The sequence below is a fragment of the Promicromonospora sp. NPDC050249 genome (genome assembly GCF_040656015.1).
In the GTDB taxonomy this organism is placed as follows: Bacteria; Actinomycetota; Actinomycetes; order Actinomycetales; family Cellulomonadaceae; genus Promicromonospora.
On record NZ_JBFAKY010000008.1, the window covers coordinates 120,018 to 135,777 of the forward strand.

18 protein-coding genes are annotated in these 15,760 nt (G+C 71.5%); 8 read left to right on the forward strand and 10 right to left on the reverse strand.

The window, feature by feature from the left end; translation table 11 throughout:
• Positions 1–3: 3 nt before the first annotated feature.
• From dtd to AB0I32_RS08705, 6 genes are all read right to left on the reverse strand, one after another.
• Complete coding sequence (dtd, locus tag AB0I32_RS08680; protein ID WP_357504863.1) at positions 4–429, reverse strand: D-aminoacyl-tRNA deacylase; 426 nt, start codon at positions 427–429, stop codon at positions 4–6.
• Entirely contained in the window at positions 426–1,475 is a 1,050-nt protein-coding gene (locus tag AB0I32_RS08685) for an asparaginase (protein ID WP_357504865.1), read from the reverse strand. The genes dtd and AB0I32_RS08685 overlap by 4 nt, the downstream gene beginning before the upstream one ends.
• 35 nt (positions 1,476–1,510) lie before the next feature.
• The gene (locus tag AB0I32_RS08690; RefSeq protein ID WP_357450595.1) at positions 1,511–1,846 is read right to left on the reverse strand and encodes a DUF2516 family protein; all 336 of its coding nucleotides are present in this window, start codon (positions 1,844–1,846) and stop codon (positions 1,511–1,513) included.
• A gap of 27 nt (positions 1,847–1,873) precedes the next feature.
• Positions 1,874–2,989: an FUSC family protein gene (locus AB0I32_RS08695; RefSeq protein WP_357504867.1), complete on the reverse strand. Its 1,116-nt coding sequence runs from the start codon at positions 2,987–2,989 to the stop codon at positions 1,874–1,876.
• A 5-nt stretch (positions 2,990–2,994) separates the two neighbouring features.
• A complete protein-coding gene (locus tag AB0I32_RS08700; RefSeq protein WP_357504869.1) occupies positions 2,995–4,146 on the reverse strand; it encodes a folate-binding protein in 1,152 nt (383 codons plus the stop codon).
• A gap of 92 nt (positions 4,147–4,238) precedes the next feature.
• Positions 4,239–4,808: an FABP family protein gene (locus AB0I32_RS08705; protein ID WP_357504871.1), complete on the reverse strand. Its 570-nt coding sequence runs from the start codon at positions 4,806–4,808 to the stop codon at positions 4,239–4,241.
• Positions 4,809–4,960: 152 nt separating this feature from the next.
• On the opposite strand from AB0I32_RS08705, the gene AB0I32_RS08710 reads away from it, so the two are divergent.
• Positions 4,961–5,320, forward strand: coding sequence for a DsrE family protein (locus AB0I32_RS08710; RefSeq protein WP_357504873.1), 360 nt, complete (start codon positions 4,961–4,963; stop codon positions 5,318–5,320).
• A 17-nt stretch (positions 5,321–5,337) separates the two neighbouring features.
• Here AB0I32_RS08710 and AB0I32_RS08715 read toward each other — a convergent pair whose 3' ends face one another.
• Positions 5,338–5,778 (reverse strand): DUF4395 domain-containing protein, encoded by a 441-nt coding sequence (locus AB0I32_RS08715; protein WP_357504875.1) that lies wholly within the window; start codon positions 5,776–5,778, stop codon positions 5,338–5,340.
• Positions 5,775–6,227, reverse strand: a complete 453-nt coding sequence (locus tag AB0I32_RS08720; RefSeq protein ID WP_357450573.1) for a thioredoxin family protein — start codon at positions 6,225–6,227, stop codon at positions 5,775–5,777. Before AB0I32_RS08720 ends, AB0I32_RS08715 begins: the two co-directional genes overlap by 4 nt.
• 219 nt (positions 6,228–6,446) lie before the next feature.
• Here AB0I32_RS08720 and AB0I32_RS08725 point away from each other — a divergent pair, with 219 nt between their 5' ends.
• Entirely contained in the window at positions 6,447–7,106 is a 660-nt protein-coding gene (locus AB0I32_RS08725; RefSeq protein WP_357504877.1) for a YceI family protein, read from the forward strand.
• 24 nt (positions 7,107–7,130) lie between these two features.
• Here the strand turns inward: AB0I32_RS08725 and AB0I32_RS08730 are convergent, their stop codons facing one another.
• On the reverse strand, positions 7,131–7,871 hold the full coding sequence (locus tag AB0I32_RS08730) for a hypothetical protein (protein WP_357504879.1): 741 nt from the start codon (positions 7,869–7,871) through the stop codon (positions 7,131–7,133).
• A 322-nt stretch (positions 7,872–8,193) separates the two neighbouring features.
• On the opposite strand from AB0I32_RS08730, the gene AB0I32_RS08735 reads away from it, so the two are divergent.
• On the forward strand, positions 8,194–9,000 hold the full coding sequence (locus AB0I32_RS08735) for a response regulator transcription factor (RefSeq protein WP_357504881.1): 807 nt from the start codon (positions 8,194–8,196) through the stop codon (positions 8,998–9,000).
• Between the two features lie 53 nt (positions 9,001–9,053).
• Positions 9,054–10,013: an alpha/beta hydrolase gene (locus AB0I32_RS08740; protein ID WP_357504883.1), complete on the forward strand. Its 960-nt coding sequence runs from the start codon at positions 9,054–9,056 to the stop codon at positions 10,011–10,013.
• A 17-nt stretch (positions 10,014–10,030) separates the two neighbouring features.
• Here the strand turns inward: AB0I32_RS08740 and nth are convergent, their stop codons facing one another.
• Positions 10,031–10,801: an endonuclease III gene (nth, locus tag AB0I32_RS08745; protein WP_357504885.1), complete on the reverse strand. Its 771-nt coding sequence runs from the start codon at positions 10,799–10,801 to the stop codon at positions 10,031–10,033.
• Positions 10,802–10,952: 151 nt separating this feature from the next.
• Between nth and AB0I32_RS08750 the strand changes: the two genes are divergently transcribed.
• From AB0I32_RS08750 to AB0I32_RS08765, 4 genes are all read left to right on the forward strand, one after another.
• The gene (locus AB0I32_RS08750) at positions 10,953–12,485 is read left to right on the forward strand and encodes an MmgE/PrpD family protein (RefSeq protein WP_357504887.1); all 1,533 of its coding nucleotides are present in this window, start codon (positions 10,953–10,955) and stop codon (positions 12,483–12,485) included.
• Positions 12,485–13,390 (forward strand): methylisocitrate lyase, encoded by a 906-nt coding sequence (prpB, locus tag AB0I32_RS08755; protein ID WP_357504889.1) that lies wholly within the window; start codon positions 12,485–12,487, stop codon positions 13,388–13,390. Before AB0I32_RS08750 ends, prpB begins: the two co-directional genes overlap by 1 nt.
• Positions 13,391–13,416: 26 nt before the next feature.
• Positions 13,417–14,532 carry a bifunctional 2-methylcitrate synthase/citrate synthase gene (locus tag AB0I32_RS08760; protein WP_357504891.1) on the forward strand — a complete coding sequence of 372 codons (1,116 nt, stop codon included), beginning with the start codon at positions 13,417–13,419 and terminating at the stop codon, positions 14,530–14,532.
• Positions 14,533–14,772: 240 nt separating this feature from the next.
• A complete protein-coding gene (locus AB0I32_RS08765) occupies positions 14,773–15,450 on the forward strand; it encodes a Crp/Fnr family transcriptional regulator (protein WP_116677089.1) in 678 nt (225 codons plus the stop codon).
• Positions 15,451–15,760 lie beyond the last annotated feature (310 nt).

The window sequence follows — 15,760 nt, forward strand, 5'->3', positions numbered from 1 at the left end:
CGGTCAGGCCTCGACGAGGATCGTGACCGGGCCGTCGTTGACCAGCTCCACCTGCATGTCGGCGCCGAAGCGTCCGGTCTCGACGGTCAGGCCGCGCTCGCGCAGCGCGGCGACGACGGCGTCCACCAGCGGCTCCGCCACGGGTCCGGGCGCCGCCTGGACCCAGGTCGGGCGGCGCCCCTTGCGGGCGTCACCGTAGAGCGTGAACTGGCTGACGACGAGCACCGGCGCGCCGACGTCGGACACGGACTTCTCGTCGTGCAGGATCCGCAGCTCGGCAATCTTGCGGGCGATCGTCTCGACCTGGGCGGGGCCGTCGTCGTGCGTGACGCCGACCAGTGCCATGACGCCAGGCTTGTCGATGGCGCCGACCACCTCGCCGTCGACCGTCACCGAGGCCCGCGTGACGCGCTGCAGGACCGCCCTCATCGGCGGCCCTCGTACGCGTCGGCGAAGACCGCCCGGACCTCTCCGACCGGCCGGCCGCCGCCGAGCACCGGCACACGGCCCAGCCCGTCGAGGCCACCCGGGTAAACGCCGGGCAGGCCTGCCGCACCCGCTGCGCGGAGGGCGGCGGCGAGGATCGCCGGACGGGCCCGCGCGGAGCCGTCGAGCACCTTGAACGCGATGGCGGAGCCGTCGGGCAGCCCGGCGGCGTAGACACCCTCGGCGCCGTCCTTCGCGACGAGGCCGGGCACCGCCTCCATCGCGAGCGTGGCGTCGCGGCCGGTGCCGCCCACCATGTCGGGGTGCGCGGAGAGCGCACGGCCGACGCGTGCCTCGTGGGAGAGGACGTCGACGGTGGGCGCGGCGCCCAGGGTCGAGAACGCGCGGGCCAGCCCGAGCAGCGTCGTCGAGAACAGGGGTGCGCCGCAGCCGTCGACGGTGGTGTGCATGATCACCTCGGCGTCGCCGGTCAGCTCGAGGATGGTCGCGCGGATCGCCCGCTGCAGCGGATGCTCCGGCGACAGGTAGGTCTCGATGTCCCAGCCCTGCGCGAGGCAGGTGACGAGCATCGCGGCGTGCTTGCCCGAACAGTTCTGCGCGAGCGACGCCGGACCCGGGCCGCCGCCCAGCGGTGCCAGGTGCCACTCGAGCGCGGCCGGCGGGTAGAGCGGCAGGTCAGGCGTGTTCTGCAGCGCGCCGGTGCCGAGGCCCCTCGACGCGAGGATCTGCAGCACGCCCTCCAGGTGGAACTGCTCGCCGTTGTGGCTGGCCGCGGCCAGCGCGAGCAGGCGGTCCGGCAGCTCCAGGCCGGCGCGCAGCATCGCGACGAGCTGCAGCGGCTTGAGCGACGACCGCGCCCAGATCTGCGTGGTCGGGTTGCCCACCTGGATCACCGGCCGGCCGGCCGGGTCGAGCACCACGAGGTGCCCGAGGTGCACCGACTCGACAAGATCGCCGCGGATCACCTCGGCCAGCGGCGCCGCGTCGTCGAACACACTGCCCGACGACGTCCGGCCGGTCCGGGTCATCGGCGACCCCACTCGTCCGGTCTCCATCGGCGCGGTCACCAGCCGCCCTGCGGACCACGGGGCCGGTTGCGCGCGCTGTACGGCAGCAGGCGGGGACGCAGGCTCACCCAGTAGATGATCGCCGGCGCCACCGCGATGATGTTGAGGAAGGAGCCGAACATGAACCCGCCCTGGAGCCAGCCCTGCGGCAGCCCGAGAAAACCGAGTGCGGCGGCGACACCGAGGATCGCCAGCCAGCCGACCTTGGGCAACCGCCCTTCGGCCCGGAAGCCCTTGTCCGGTCGGCGTGCGGCGTCGATCAGCGCGACGACCTGCACGACAAAGACCACCAGCGCGAGTGCGGCCATGACGAACCACTGCAAGAATCCCACGCCGCGAGCCTACGGCACCGGGTCCGGCTACAGCTCCGGCAGCGCGTCGCGGGCCTCGCCCGGGGAGGCGCCCGCGGCCTCCAGCGTGTCGACGACGGGTGAGCGCAACAGCATCACCAGGGACTGCACCTGCCAGTCGCCCTCACCGACGGTCCGCGGGTCGACCCGCGCCGCGACGGCGGTCAGGGCGTCGCGTCCACGCCTGCCGTCACCACCGGAGCCGACGTCGGACGCGAGCTGCCGCACGCCGGCCGCGAAGCCCTCGACGAGCTCCGCGACGGGCTCGACGTCGTGGTCGGCCTGGATGACGGGTAGCACGCGGCGGGCCAGGACCCGCACCGAGCGCATGGTCCGGTCCAGGAGCACCGCCTGCTCCTCCAGCCGGGCGAGCTCCGCGCGATACATCCGCCCCACGGAGATCCGCGCCAGCTCACGCGCCCCGCGCGCGGCCTCCTGCCACTCGGCGAGCACCGGCTCGGACGCCCGGCCGCGCACGAGGGCGGCCTGGACGTCGTCGACGTCGCGCGAGCGCAGGCCACGGGCGAGCGTCTCCAGGGTCTGGGCAAGCTCGGTCACCGCCTGCTCGGCGAGGGCCCGCGGACGGCGCCGGGTGTCGCCGGGCGTGAGCAGCGCGACGAGGAGGGCGATGGCACCGCCGACCAGGGCGTCCGTCCAGCGCCCGAGCGGCCCGCCGGAGACCGACGGCAGGCCCACCACGATGATCGCCTGCACCCCGGCCTGCGTGACGAGGAGGGCGCCGCGGTCGATGAACCGGGCGGCGATCGCGGAGATGAACAGCACCAGGGAGAGCTGCCACCAGCCGGACCCGATGAGGTGCACGATCAGGTCGCCCATGGCGACGCCGACCGCCACGCCCACGGCCATCTCGGACACCCGGCGGACGTCCCGCTGCGCGGAGAAGCCGAGGAGGACCCACGCCGCGACGGGCGCGAAGAAGGGCTGCTCGTGCCCCAGCAGGTACCGCGCGACCAGGTAGGCGGCACCGGCGGCGAGCGAGGCCTGGGCGATCGGGATCAGGCCCGCCCGCGCGCGTGTCCAGCCCTGCCGCAGCCTGGTGCGCAGCATGAGCGTGCGCATGGCCTTGCGCCACATCTCGTCGGCCGAGCCGGACAATGAGCTCACTCGGGCTAGATGAGGCTGCCCGGACCGCGCAGGCCACGGGTCAGCGGACCGTGCGACTCCGGTCGGTCGACCGAGACGCCGTCACCCGGGACCACTACCTCCTGGGCGGCCGACACCTCCAGGATCTGGCCGGAGACCTCCCCCGCCACCATGAGCTCGGCCTCCTCGGGCACGTTGCGCTTGAGCACGGCGAGGCCGATGGGTCCCAGCTCGTGGTGCCGGGCCATCGAGGTGAGCGTGCCCACCACCTTGCCTGCTCCGCCGTCCGACGCCGAGAGGCGCACCTCCGCGCCGGGCTCGGGGAGCAGGTGCTGGGAGCCGTCGAGGTGCAGCATGACCAGCCGGCGCGGCGGCCGGCCGAGGTTGTGCACGCGGGCGACGGTCTCCTGGCCGCGGTAGCAGCCCTTGTTGATGTGGACGGCGGTCCGCAGCCAGTCCAGCTCGTGCGGGATGGTGCGGGCGTCGACGTCGCGCGCGTACCGCGGGCGCCATGCCTCGACCCGGAGGGCCTCTGTGGCCCAGGTGCCCGCGAGCGGCCAGCCTGCCGCCTCACGTGCCGCGACCTCGGCGTCGAGGTCCGCACGCGGCACCAGCACGAGCCGCCACGGGCGGGTCGCACCGGGGTGCTCGGACTCGGGCGGGCCGTAGCGCGTGCCGCCGGGCAGGACGTTCGGCCAGGCATCGTGCCAGGTGACCGGCTCGCCCTCGACGCCCTCCGCGGCGACGGGCTCGCCGATCGCCGCCCACTCGTCGGTGACGTCGGCGACCTCGACACGGAGCGTGAACCGCATCCGGTCGAGCCAGCCGGCCAGGCTGGGCGCCGACTCGCGCTCGGTGATCAGCCACGTGGCCTCACCGTCGTCGACGACGCCCGCCGCGTGCTCGATGTGGCCCTGCGGCGAGAGGACGAGCAGCTCCGTGCTGGTCCGGGGCGCCAGGCCCTCCAGCTGCTGCGAGGTGATCGAGTGCAGCCACTTCAACCGGTCCGGGCCGGCGACCCGGACGATCCCGAGGTGCGACTGGTCGACCACCGCCCCGCCGCGCGACAGTGCGCGCTGCTCGGCCGTCGGGTCGCCGTAGTGCCAGGCGATCCCGGCGTCGGGACCGGATGCGGCGACCGCGCCGTGGCGGCTCAACAGGGGGCTCTCGTAATCCATGCTCACCTCAGGTGCAGCGTTGTGGGCGGACGAGGCATTCCCCGTCTGCGTTGTCACTGCCGGTTGTCACAGCCGGTTGTCACAGCCGGTTGTCACTGCCGGTCCAGCTCCGCCGACGCGTACGAGCGCATCGGCTCACCGAACGCGGCGAGCTCCTCCACCCAGAGCAGGCGACCCTGCACCAGGCCGTACAGCCGCTTCGACGCACGCACCTCGGACGCCGTCGACGTCCGCGCGATGGCGTCCGAAGCCAGGTCGATCCGCCCGTTGCCCGCGGCGCCGACGTAGACCGTGATGCGCCCGGAGGCGTCGGCGACGAGCACCTCGAGCGCGTGCTTGTCCTCCTCGAGCCCGTCGGGGCGGTCGGTGGACACGCGCCAGTAGCCGGTCTCGGTGGACCAGACGGTGCCTGCCGGGTCCGGCACGGGGGCCGGCCACTCGCCGTCGTCGGGCAGCTTGTCCGGGACCGTCTCGTCCAGCACCCGCAGCGTGGACTCGAACCGCACGTACGGGCCGCCGTCGTGGTCGAAGACCAGGTCCTGCACGAACGTCTTCTTGCCGATGCTCGGGTACTCGATCACGCCCTCGCCGCGCCACCGGCCCACCAGCCAGGCCAGCGGGTACACGTCGGGCGAGAGGCCGTCAGGGAAGGTGAACGTCATCAGCGCTGACCGGTGTACAGCTTGTAGACGACGTAGCCGGCGAACCAGGTGACCGCGACGGCGACGGCGACGATGAGGCCGGTGAAGATGAGCTCAAGGGCATGGATCGACATGCCGTCGATCCTAACGGTCGACCGCTTACAGTCAGCGGCATGCGCCAGCTCGTGATCAAGACCACTGCAGGCCTGGACCGGCCCGAGGCCACCAACCAGGCATTCACCGTCGCGGCCGCAGCCGTGGCGTCCGGGGCCGAGGTGAGCCTCTGGCTCACCGGGGAGTCGGCGTGGTTCGCGCTGCCCGGCCGAGCGTCCGACCTCACGCTCGAGCATGCGACGCCGCTGTCCGACCTGTTGGAGGCCGTCCTGGCCGCGGGAACCGTCACGCTCTGCACCCAGTGCGCCGCGCGCCGGGACATCACCGAGGCGGACGTCCTGCCCGGCGTCCGGATCGCGGGCGCGGCCCTCTTCACGGAGGAGATCCTGCGCGACGGAGCCCAGGCGCTCGTCTACTGAGCGGCCTGGGCTCCAGCTCAGGCGCGGACCAGGCCCGCCCGACGCATCAGCAGGTACATCTCGCACCCGAGGCACAGGCCGACGACGGCGTTGAGCGCCGCCGCGACGAACGCCACCGCTGCGGCGATCGGCACAGCCGGAAGCACGCCGAAGAACCCGAGGATCACGCCGACCGCGGTGACGAAGAGGCCGACACCCTGCGCGAAGCGCGGCGGACGCCGGTCCTCCATCTCGGCGGGCGGGCCCAGCCGCGGCCGGACGAACTTCTTGAACAGCATGCCCTGCCACGAGCCCTCGGCTCCGCGCAGCGTGCCGAGCAGGAAGCTCAGCATGATGAACGTCAGCAGCCACAGGCCGGCGGTGGTCGCGCCGAGCAGTACCACGGCTGCCAGCAGCACCGCCGTGATGCTTGCCCCTACGCGCGGTCCGCGCGGGTCGATCCCCTTGTTCACGCTCATGACTGCCCTTCCCCGTCCGCTTCGGCCGCCGCAGTGGGGACCCGGTTGAGTGCCTGACGTGCCTGCGTGTCGGAGACTACGCCGCTCATGCGGGCTACCTCGCGACCGCCGCCGTCGACCACGAGCACGGTGGGCGTGCGGAGCACACCCAGGCTGCGCACGAGGTCGAGGTGGTCGTCCACGAGCAGCTCGCGGTGCCCGACGCCGGAGCTCGATCCGGTGAGCCCTCCGAGCACCCGTGAGGTGGACCGGCACGCGGCACACACCTCGGCGGAGAACTGCACGAACGTCACCCGGTCCGCGAGCGCGACCCCGGCCGACGCCCAGTCGATGCCGGCCGGCGCCTGCCGGGGCGCGCGCACGGCACCCTGACGTGCCGACCACCACACTCCGAGAGCTGCGGTACCCAGCACGAGCACGACCAGCGCGACCACTTGTCCCAACAACATTTAACCCACGATGCCGTGTGTTGCTCGTCCAGACAAGTCCTCACCTGCAATGACGCCTGTCACATTGCGCTCCTGCTCGCTTCTCGCAGGTTCGCGCGCGTGATTTCCTTGGCACCGCCCCCGCCCGCAGCAGTATTTCTCGTGCCGAAACGCCTACCAAGACCCTGTCGCCCCGGTGGTAACGTGCATGTATCCGCATATATGGGAGAATTTGCTAAGATGGAAGTTTTGCCAACCCGTACCTGGAACGGAATCACCATCCCGGCGGCTGGGAACTACGCGCTCGACCAGAACCACAAGCGGCTCGGCTTTCTCGCCATGCACATGATGGTCAGCCCCGTCCGCGGGGAGTTCGCCGAGGGCGAGGCGACGGTGGTCGTCGCAGACGACCCGCTGCTGTCCCAGGTCAGCTGCACGATCCAGGCGGCGTCCATCGGCACCCACGTGCCCGACCGCGACGCGCACCTGTCCGGCCCTGACTTCCTGGACGTCGAGAACCACCCCACCATCGAGTTCCGCAGCACCGGCTTCCGGATGCGGACGCAGGTGGACCCGATCTTCTCGTGGGCACGGCTCAAGGCGGGCACCGCGGGACGCCGTCCGCACGACCCGGACCAGCCCGACGGCTCCTTCACGAAGTTCGTCATGGACGGCCTGCTCACGGTCCGTGGCGTCACGCGCCCGGTCTCGCTCGAGTGCGAGTTCGGCGGCGTGGGGCACGACCCCTACGGCCAGGACATCTTCGGGTTCCACGGCAGCTGCGACATCGACCGCGAGGAGTGGGGCCTGCTCTGGAACGTCGCGCTCGAGGCCGGCGGCGTCCTGGTCGCCAAGAAGGTCCGCATCGAGATCGCCGGCGAGATGATCCGCCAGTCCTGATCCGTTGGTCCTGATCCGTCAGTCCTAGAGGATCACCATCCGGCCCACGACGAACACGAAGACGCCGCAGACCGCCACGGGTAGCGCGGCCGCCGTGAGCCCGGCGAGCCGCGCGCCGCGGGCGGGCAGCCGTTCGAGCAGCAGGTGCAGCGCACCGACCACGACACCGGCGACGAGCCCGCACCACAGGCCGCTCACGGTGTCGATGTCCGGCAGCAGCGTCGCCGCGGCCCCGCCCACCAGCACTGCGGCGACTGCGGAGATGCCGAGCGCCACCCAGCCGCGGACCGGCAGGGCCGCGACCGCAGCCGCGACCGCCAGGGCGACCGCGCTCGTCACCACGAGCGTGGCGCCGGCGTCGGACCGTGCGGCGGCGATCCAGCCGGAGGTCGCGATGGCGGCGACGACACCCGCGACCGTGCCCGATACCGACTCGGTCAGCTGCGGGCGCCCGTCGCGGCGCAGCATCTGCGCGATGAACGAGAGCACGACCGCACCGGCCAGGACCGTCGGCAGGTGTCGCAGCACCGGCTCGCCCTGGGTGAAATATGTGGCGGCGGCCCCGCCGGCGCCACAGAGCGCCACGACCAACCGGGTGCTCCCCGCCGCGGGCAGCCGCAGCAGGGACGGCCAGCCCAGCGCGACGAGAACCACCAGGACCACCACCGCCGCCACGAGGGGCAGCGGCCGGGGCTGGACGTAGGACGCAGCGGCGACGAGGGCTGCGAGCGCAGCGGTCGTCACGGCGCGGGTGGAGACGGACACGGCACCGAGTTTTCCAGAGTCTGTCCGAGTTCCTTCAATCTGGGTCCGAGAGGGTCTCCGAAAGAGTCTCTGGACGGGTCTCCGAACAAGCCGCCGAACCGCCTGATCAAAGGCCTGTGAGAGCCGGGCAACGCGCGTGCCATGTGAGTGTCACGGGTCCTGAGCAGCATGGTGGTGTCCAGGAAAAGGGCGTGTAACATGCACGCAACAAGCAACAGGGCAGACTTCCGCAGAGCCAGTTGGACGCGACGGGACGTCTCGCTACAGCGAGACCCGAGCCAGGGACGGTTGCAAGACGCCGGTTCCGAGAGGAGGTGCGTCAATGGCAGAGCTGTTGATCCTCACACCCGCCACCGGTGGGTCTGCCGAGGTACTGCCCGCACTAGGACTGCTTTCCCATCGGGTCCGGGTGCTTCCGATGGAGCCTTCCGCGCTCGTCGACGCCCCGGATGCGGACGTCGTCCTGCTGGATGCCCGCCGTGACCTGGTCGCCGCCCGCACCACCTGCCGGCTGTTGCACGCGACGGGCCTGACCGTGCCGCTCGTGCTGATCCTCACCGAGGGCGGCCTGACGGTGGTGACCCACGAGTGGGGCGCCAACGACCTGCTGCTGGAGACCGCCTCGCCCGCCGAGGTCGAGGCCCGCCTGCGCCTGGTGATCGAGCGTTCGGCGCGCGGCCCCGCGGAGGAGTCGCAGCAGGAGATCTCCGCGGGCGAGCTCGCCATCGACGCCGGCGGGTACACCGCCAGGCTTCGCGGTCGCCCGATCGACCTGACCTACAAGGAGTTCGAGCTCCTCAAGTACCTCGTGCAGCATCCGGGGCGCGTGTTCACGCGTGCGCAGCTGCTGCAGGAGGTCTGGGGCTACGACTACTACGGGGGCACTCGCACCGTCGACGTCCACGTGCGGCGGCTCCGGGCCAAGCTCGGGCCAGAGCACGAGCAGCTCATCGGCACGGTGCGCAACGTCGGCTACCGGTTCGACCCGCCGAAGGAACGGCCGACCGAGGAGCTCCCAGCTCCGCCCCCCACCGCGGCGCTCCCGCCCGCGGCGGACGCCACGGCGGCCGGAACGGACGACCCCAACACGGGGCCGGCCGGGCGACAGGTCGCACAGACCGGCCACTGAACCGGTGGCCGGTAGCCGGGCGCGCGCGGCACCGACCGCGTAGGTTCGTACCTGTGACCGCACTCTCGGCCCGGCCGGCCGTCCGCACGGCAGCCACCAGCGACTACACGTGCGCCCTGGTCGAGGGTCCATGGCAGCACGAGTTCGTCTCGTCAGGCGGCTCACGCTTCCACGTGGCGGTCGCCGGGACCGAGAGCCGTTCGGCGCCGCTGGTCGTCCTCCTGCACGGCTACCCCGAGTTCTGGTGGGCGTGGCGCGCACAGATCCCTGCGCTGGCCGACGCCGGCTACCGCGTGGCGGCGATGGACGTGCGCGGTGTGGGCGGGTCGGACAAGCCGCCGTCGGGCTACGGGGTACCCGCGCGGGCGGCGGACGTCGCGGGCGTCGTCCGCTCCCTCGGGCGCGAGCGCGCCGTGGTGGTGGGGCACGGCACGGGCGGCACGCTCGCCTGGGCGATGGGTGCCCTGCACCCCGGCACGACGACGGCGGTCGCCGTGCTCGCCAGCCCGCATCCGGCCCGGGTGCGCCTGCGCAGCCGGGCCGCTTTCACCACGGCGGCCCTGCGCGAGATCGCGTACCTCCAGGTCCCGACCCTGCCTGAGCGGGCACTGGCCCAGGGCGACCTCGTGGAGCGCACCCTCGCGCTGGGCGCGGCCGCCCCGCTGCCCGACGACGTGGTCGACCTGTACAAGGCGGTCATGCGGATCCCGTTCGCCGCGCACTCGGCCGCGGAGGCGCTGCGCTGGGCCGTGCGGTCCACGCCACGGATGGACGGCCGCCGGTTCGGTACCGCGCTGCGCCGTCCGCTCGGTGTACCCACGCTGCAGCTGCAGGGCGGCCGCGACGGCATCGTCCGGCCCGAGCGCGCCGACCTCGACGCCATAGCCCTGGCGCCGGACCTGCACTACGAGCTGATCCCGGGCGCCGGCCACTTCCTGCCCGAGGAAGCCCCGGACGAGGTCAACCAGATCCTGCTGAGCTGGCTCGCCCGGGTGAGTCCCCCGCCGAGGTAGCGCTGCTCGGGACAGCACTACTTGAGGGGCAGGCCCGCCGACTCCGAGCGCTCCGGCGCCGGACGCACCAGCTTCGCCGCCTTGTCGGGGTCCGTCTCGCCCGCTCCGTAGGAGGGGCACAGGTCGGCGATGCTGCACGCCCCGCACGCCGGGTTGCGCGCTATGCACACCCGTCGTCCGTGCCAGACGAGGTGGTGGCTGAGCTTGGTCCAGTCCTTCCTGGGGAACAGCTCCCCCACCTCGGTCTCGACCTTGACCGGATCCTCCTCCGTGGTGAAGCCGAGCCGCCGCGCCACGCGCCCGAAATGGGTGTCGACGGTGATACCCGGGACGCCGAAGGCGTTGCCGAGCACCACGTTCGCCGTCTTCCGCCCGACGCCCGGGAGCGTGACCAGGTCCTTCAGCCGGCCAGGGACCTCGCCGTCGAACCGCTCGACCAGCGCCTGACCCAGGCCGATCACCGCCCGCGCCTTGGCCCGGAAGAAGCCGAGGGGCCGCAGGATGTCCTCGAGCTCGTCCGGGTCCGCCTCGGCGTACGCCTGGGCGTCCGGGTACATCACGAAGAGCTCCGGCGTGGTCTGGTTGACCCGGACGTCGGTGGTCTGGGCGCTGAGCACCGTCGCGATCAGCAGCTCCAGCGGCGTCGTGAAGTCCAGCTCCGCCCGGGCATCGGGATAGGTCTCCGCGAGCAGGCGATTGACACGCCGCGCTCTGCGCACGAGCGCCAGCCTGCTCTCTGCCGTGCCTTTCGCTGCGTTATCGGGTTCACGTTCCCTGACTGTGGTCACATCGGCCAGACTAACGATCCCCACTGACATTCGGCCCCTGAGCTCGGCCGCCCGGTTTGGCGCCATGTACCTAGGACGCGGAGTATGAGAAGGTCGAGCACGCATATCTGAGGACCCCACGACGGTCCACGTGAATCGAGGAAGAATCACCATGCCGTACACGCACCACCTCCGCGTCTACCCGTCTGCCGAGCCGCTCAAGCGCACCGACCAGCTCGCGTGGAAGCTCGCGGAGCTCGCCACCGACGCCGTCGAGCCCACCGCTGAGGTCACCGACATGGTGATCAACCGGGTGATCGACAACGCCGCCGTCGCGGCCGCCAGCCTGACCCGCGGGCCCGCCGTCGCCGCCCGCTCGCAGGCCCAGGCGCACCCCTACCGCCCCGGGTCCACCGTGTTCGGCCTCGCACCCGAGGCGACCAGCAGCCCCGAGTGGGCGGCATGGGCCAACGGCGTCGCAGTGCGCGAGCTCGACTTCCACGACACGTTCCTCGCGGCCGAGTACTCCCACCCGGGCGACAACATCCCGCCCATCCTCGCGGTGGCCCAGCACGCGGGCTGCACCGGCAAGGACCTGGTGCGGGGCATCGTGACCGGCTACGAGATCCAGGTGGACCTGGTCCGCACGATCAGCCTGCACAAGCACAAGATCGACCACGTGGCGCACCTCGGACCGTCGGCGGCGGCAGGCATCGGCACCCTGCTCGGCCTGGACACCGAGACCGTGTTCCAGGCGATCGGCCAGGCACTGCACACCACCACGGCCACGCGGCAGAGCCGCAAGGGCCAGATCTCCACGTGGAAGGCGCACGCCCCGGCCTTCGCGGGCAAGCTCGCGATCGAGGCGGTGGACCGCGCGCTGCGGGGCCAGACCTCCCCCGAGCCCATCTACGAGGGTGAGGACGGCGTCGTCGCCTGGCTCCTCGACGGGCCCGACGCCGCCTACGACGTCGTGCTGCCGGAGGCCGGCGAGCCACGGACCGGCATCCTCGACACGTACACCAAGGAGCACTCCGCGGAGTACCAGGCGCAGGCCATCATCGACATGGCCCGCGCGCTCGGCAACGAGCGGCCGGAGCTGCGGGACCCCAGGAACATCCAGGGCATCGTGCTGCACACCAGCCACCACACGCACTACGTGATCGGCTCGGGCGCCAACGACCCGCAGAAGTACGACCCGACGGCGTCCCGCGAGACGCTCGACCACTCGGTCCCGTACATCTTCGCCGTCGCGCTGCAGGACGGCGGCTGGCACCACGTCGACTCCTACGCCCCCGAGCGCGCGCAGCGGCCCGACACGGTCGAGCTGTGGCGCAAGGTCACCACCGCCGAGGACCCGGAGTGGACCCGCCGCTACCACTCGACAGACCCTGCCGAGAAGGCATTCGGCGGCCGCGTGGAGATCATGCTCGCCTCGGGCGAGGTCGTGACGCGGGAGATCGCCGTCGCCGACGCCCACCCGCTGGGTGCGCGCCCGTTCGCCCGCGCGAACTACGTCGGCAAGTTCCGCACGCTCGCCGCCGGCATCCTGACGGACGCGGAGATCGAGCGGTTCCTCGGCCTTGCCGAGCGCCTGCCCGAGCTGACGCCCGCCGAGGTCCGTGAGCTCACGATCGTCGCGGCGCCCGGCGTGCTGGACGCGGTCAGGTCCCCCACGGGTCTCTTCGAGCTGGGGCAGGCCTGATGCTCTACTCCCACCTCACTCCTGCGGCCAAGCGCCGCGCCTTCCGCGAGGCCCTCGCCGGGCCGGACATCCTTCGCCTCCCGGGTGCGTTCAACCCGCTCAGCGCCAAGCTGATCCAGGACAAGGGGTTCGACGGCGTCTACGTCTCCGGCGCCGTGCTGTCGGCCGACCTCGGCCTGCCGGACATCGGCCTGACCACGCTGACCGAGGTGGCCGGCCGGTCCGGCCAGATCGCCCGGGTCACCGACCTGCCGGTGCTGGCCGACGCCGACACCGGCTTCGGCGAACCCATGAACGTCGCCCGCACGGTCCAGACCATGGAGGACGCCGGCGTGGCCGGCATCCACATCGAGGACCAGGTCAACCCCAAGCGGTGCGGCCACCTGGACGGCAAGGAGGTCGTCGGGCTCGACGACGCCGTCCGGCGCATCCGGGCCGCCGTCGACGGCCGCCGCGACCCCGACTTCCTCATCATGGCGCGCACCGACGTGCGCGGCACGGAGCCGGGCGAGCGCGGGCTCAGGCTCGCGATCGACCGCGCCAAGTCGCTCGTCGACGCCGGGGCCGACGCGATCTTCCCCGAGGCGATGAAGGACCTCGCGGAGTTCGAGGCCGTCGCCGCGGCGCTCGACGTCCCGGTGCTCGCCAACATGACCGAGTTCGGCAAGTCCGAGCTCTTCACGGCCAAGCAGCTGCACGACGCCGGGGCGCGGCTCGTGATCTACCCCGTCACCCTGCTGCGGATAGCGATGGGTGCCGCGGAGCGCGCGCTGGAGGAGATCTCGGCGTCCGGCACCCAGGACGCCCTGGTGCCACAGATGCAGACCCGCGCGCGGCTGTACGAGCTCACCGACTACGCGGCGTACAACCACTTCGACAGCAACGTCTTCACCTACAAGCCCTGACCTAGTCTCGACACGAAGGAGTGCTCATGACCGAGACCACGGAGATCCGTAAGGGTCTGGCCGGCGTCGTCGCCGACACGTCGGCGATCTCGAAGGTCAATCCCGAGACCAACTCGCTGCTGTACCGGGGCTATCCGGTGCAGGAGCTGGCCGCGAGGAAGAGCTTCGAGGAGGTCGCCTACCTGCTGTGGCACGGCGAGCTCCCGACGCCGGCCCAGCTGGCCGAGCAGACGGCGACCGAACGGGTGCACCGCGAGCTGCCGGACAACGTCCGCGACGCCATCCTCGAGCTGCCCACCGACTGCCACCCCATGGACGTGTGCCGCACCGCGGTCTCGATCCTGGGCGCCCACGACCCGGCGGCCGAGGACTCGTCCGTCGAGGCCGAGCTCGCCAAGTCCGTCCGCCTGTGGGCGGTCCTGCCCGCCGTCGTCGCGCTGGACCAGCGCCGGCGGCACGGCCAGGAGCTCGTGCACCCGCGCGAGGACCTCGGCTACTCGGCGAACTTCCTGTGGATGGCGTTCGGCAAGGAGGCAGAGCCCGCCGTCGTGCAGGCGTTCGAGGCCTCGATGGTGCTGTACGCGGAGCACTCGTTCAACGCCTCCACGTTCACCGCGCGCGTCATCACCTCGACGCTCGCCGACCTGCACTCGGCCGTCACCGGGGCCATCGGCGCCCTCAAGGGACCGCTCCACGGCGGGGCCAACGAGGCGGTGCAGGCGACCTTCGAGGAGATCGGCACCGCCGACCGGGCCGAGGCATGGCTCGAGGACGCCCTGGCGAACAAGAAGAAGATCATGGGGTTCGGCCACCGGGTCTACAAGAACGGTGACTCGCGCGTGCCGACCATGCGTGCGGTGCTCGGCGACCTGGCCGAGCACTACGGCGACACGGCGGTGCTCGACCTGTACGACACCCTCGAGAACGCCATGGGCAGCCGGAAGAACATCAAGCCGAACCTGGACTACCCGGCAGGCCCGGCGTACCACCTGATGGGCTTCGACACGAACATCTTCACGCCGCTGTTCGTGGCCTCGCGGATCACGGGCTGGACCGCGCACATCATGGAGCAGCGCGCGGCCAACGCACTGATCCGACCGGTGTGCGAGTACGTGGGCCCGGAACAGCGCGACGTTCCCTGAGAGGTGTCTGGGACGCCCGTTCCAAACTCCCAGGTGAAACCCCCTAGGATTTATGGACGGGCGTCCTACTTCGCGCCGAGCAAAGCCGACATCCCGCATCTGGCGGACGATCACGTCGGGCTGCACGCCACGCGGACGCCGCGAGAAACCCGATGACCCGGCAATCTCGTGACATTGAGGCAGACTGAGAGGTGGAAAAGACTGATGGACGAAAGTCCCCGACACGTGAGGACACCACTGGTGGACGACGAAGTCGTACTCTCTGCCCCCCTCTTCGCGGACATGGAAGGCGAGGAGACGCGCGCGCTCTTCGAGTCCATGGTGCCCGTGGAGCTGGTCCGGGGTGACGTGCTCTTCCGCGAGGGCGAACCGGGTGACCGGCTCTATGTCATCGCGCAGGGCAAGATCAAGCTGGGTCGCCGGTCGAGTGACGGCCGCGAGAACCTGCTGTCGATCCTCGGCCCTGGCGAGATGTTCGGGGAGCTCTCCCTGTTCGACCCGGGCCCCCGCACCGCCTCCGCCTCCTCCGTGTCGGACTCCGTGGTCTACGAGCTGCGCCACGAGTCACTCGTGCGCTGGATCGCCGACCACCCGGGTGTCGCCACTCAGCTGCTCGGCGCGCTGGCGCGCCGTCTGCGCCGCACCAACGAGACCCTCGCGGACCTCGTCTTCTCCGATGTGCCCGGCCGCGTGGCCAAGGCGCTGCTGGACCTCTCGACCCGCTTCGGCGAGCCGAACGACGACGGTATCCGTGTCGCGCACGACCTCACCCAGGAGGAACTGGCGCAGCTCGTCGGCGCCTCGCGCGAGACCGTGAACAAGGCCCTCGCCGACTTCGCGACCCGCGGCTGGGTCCGCCGTGAGGGCCGGGCGGTGGTCCTGCTGGACCTCGACAGGCTGGAGCGCAGGGCGCGCTGAGCCAGCGTCATGGGAGAAACGTCCTAGTACCAGGTGGTCGGTGCCTCACGGGTACCGGCCACCTGGCCTATCGGGGAAATCCCACGAATGGAAACACAAGGCCGACGATCAGGGCTGCGCACGCCCACAACCACAACGGCCGAGATCTCCTCCGGGCAGCAACCCCTACCAACACGGGAACCGCAATCAGCGCCATGGAGGCCAGGAAGTACCTGAGAGCACCCCCTGGATCGGGTTCAGTGCATTCGAGGAAACAACCGCCGGCTGACGCAAAGCCGAATATGATCGTCAACCCCAGGGGGATCGCCAC

Excerpts from the sequence above, each read along its gene's own strand:
- dtd (WP_357504863.1), bottom strand. The coding sequence starts at position 429 with ATGAGGGCGGTCCTGCAGCGCGTCACGCGGGCCTCGGTGACGGTCGAC.
- AB0I32_RS08685 (WP_357504865.1), bottom strand. The coding sequence starts at position 1,475 with ATGACCCGGACCGGCCGGACGTCGTCGGGCAGTGTGTTCGACGACGCG.
- AB0I32_RS08700 (WP_357504869.1), bottom strand. The coding sequence starts at position 4,146 with ATGGATTACGAGAGCCCCCTGTTGAGCCGCCACGGCGCGGTCGCCGCA.
- AB0I32_RS08705 (WP_357504871.1), bottom strand. The coding sequence starts at position 4,808 with ATGACGTTCACCTTCCCTGACGGCCTCTCGCCCGACGTGTACCCGCTG.
- AB0I32_RS08710 (WP_357504873.1), top strand. The coding sequence starts at position 4,961 with ATGCGCCAGCTCGTGATCAAGACCACTGCAGGCCTGGACCGGCCCGAG.
- AB0I32_RS08715 (WP_357504875.1), bottom strand. The coding sequence starts at position 5,778 with ATGAGCGTGAACAAGGGGATCGACCCGCGCGGACCGCGCGTAGGGGCA.
- AB0I32_RS08720 (WP_357450573.1), bottom strand. The coding sequence starts at position 6,227 with ATGTTGTTGGGACAAGTGGTCGCGCTGGTCGTGCTCGTGCTGGGTACC.
- AB0I32_RS08725 (WP_357504877.1), top strand. The coding sequence starts at position 6,447 with ATGGAAGTTTTGCCAACCCGTACCTGGAACGGAATCACCATCCCGGCG.
- AB0I32_RS08735 (WP_357504881.1), top strand. The coding sequence starts at position 8,194 with ATGGCAGAGCTGTTGATCCTCACACCCGCCACCGGTGGGTCTGCCGAG.
- AB0I32_RS08750 (WP_357504887.1), top strand. The coding sequence starts at position 10,953 with ATGCCGTACACGCACCACCTCCGCGTCTACCCGTCTGCCGAGCCGCTC.
- prpB (WP_357504889.1), top strand. The coding sequence starts at position 12,485 with ATGCTCTACTCCCACCTCACTCCTGCGGCCAAGCGCCGCGCCTTCCGC.
- AB0I32_RS08760 (WP_357504891.1), top strand. The coding sequence starts at position 13,417 with ATGACCGAGACCACGGAGATCCGTAAGGGTCTGGCCGGCGTCGTCGCC.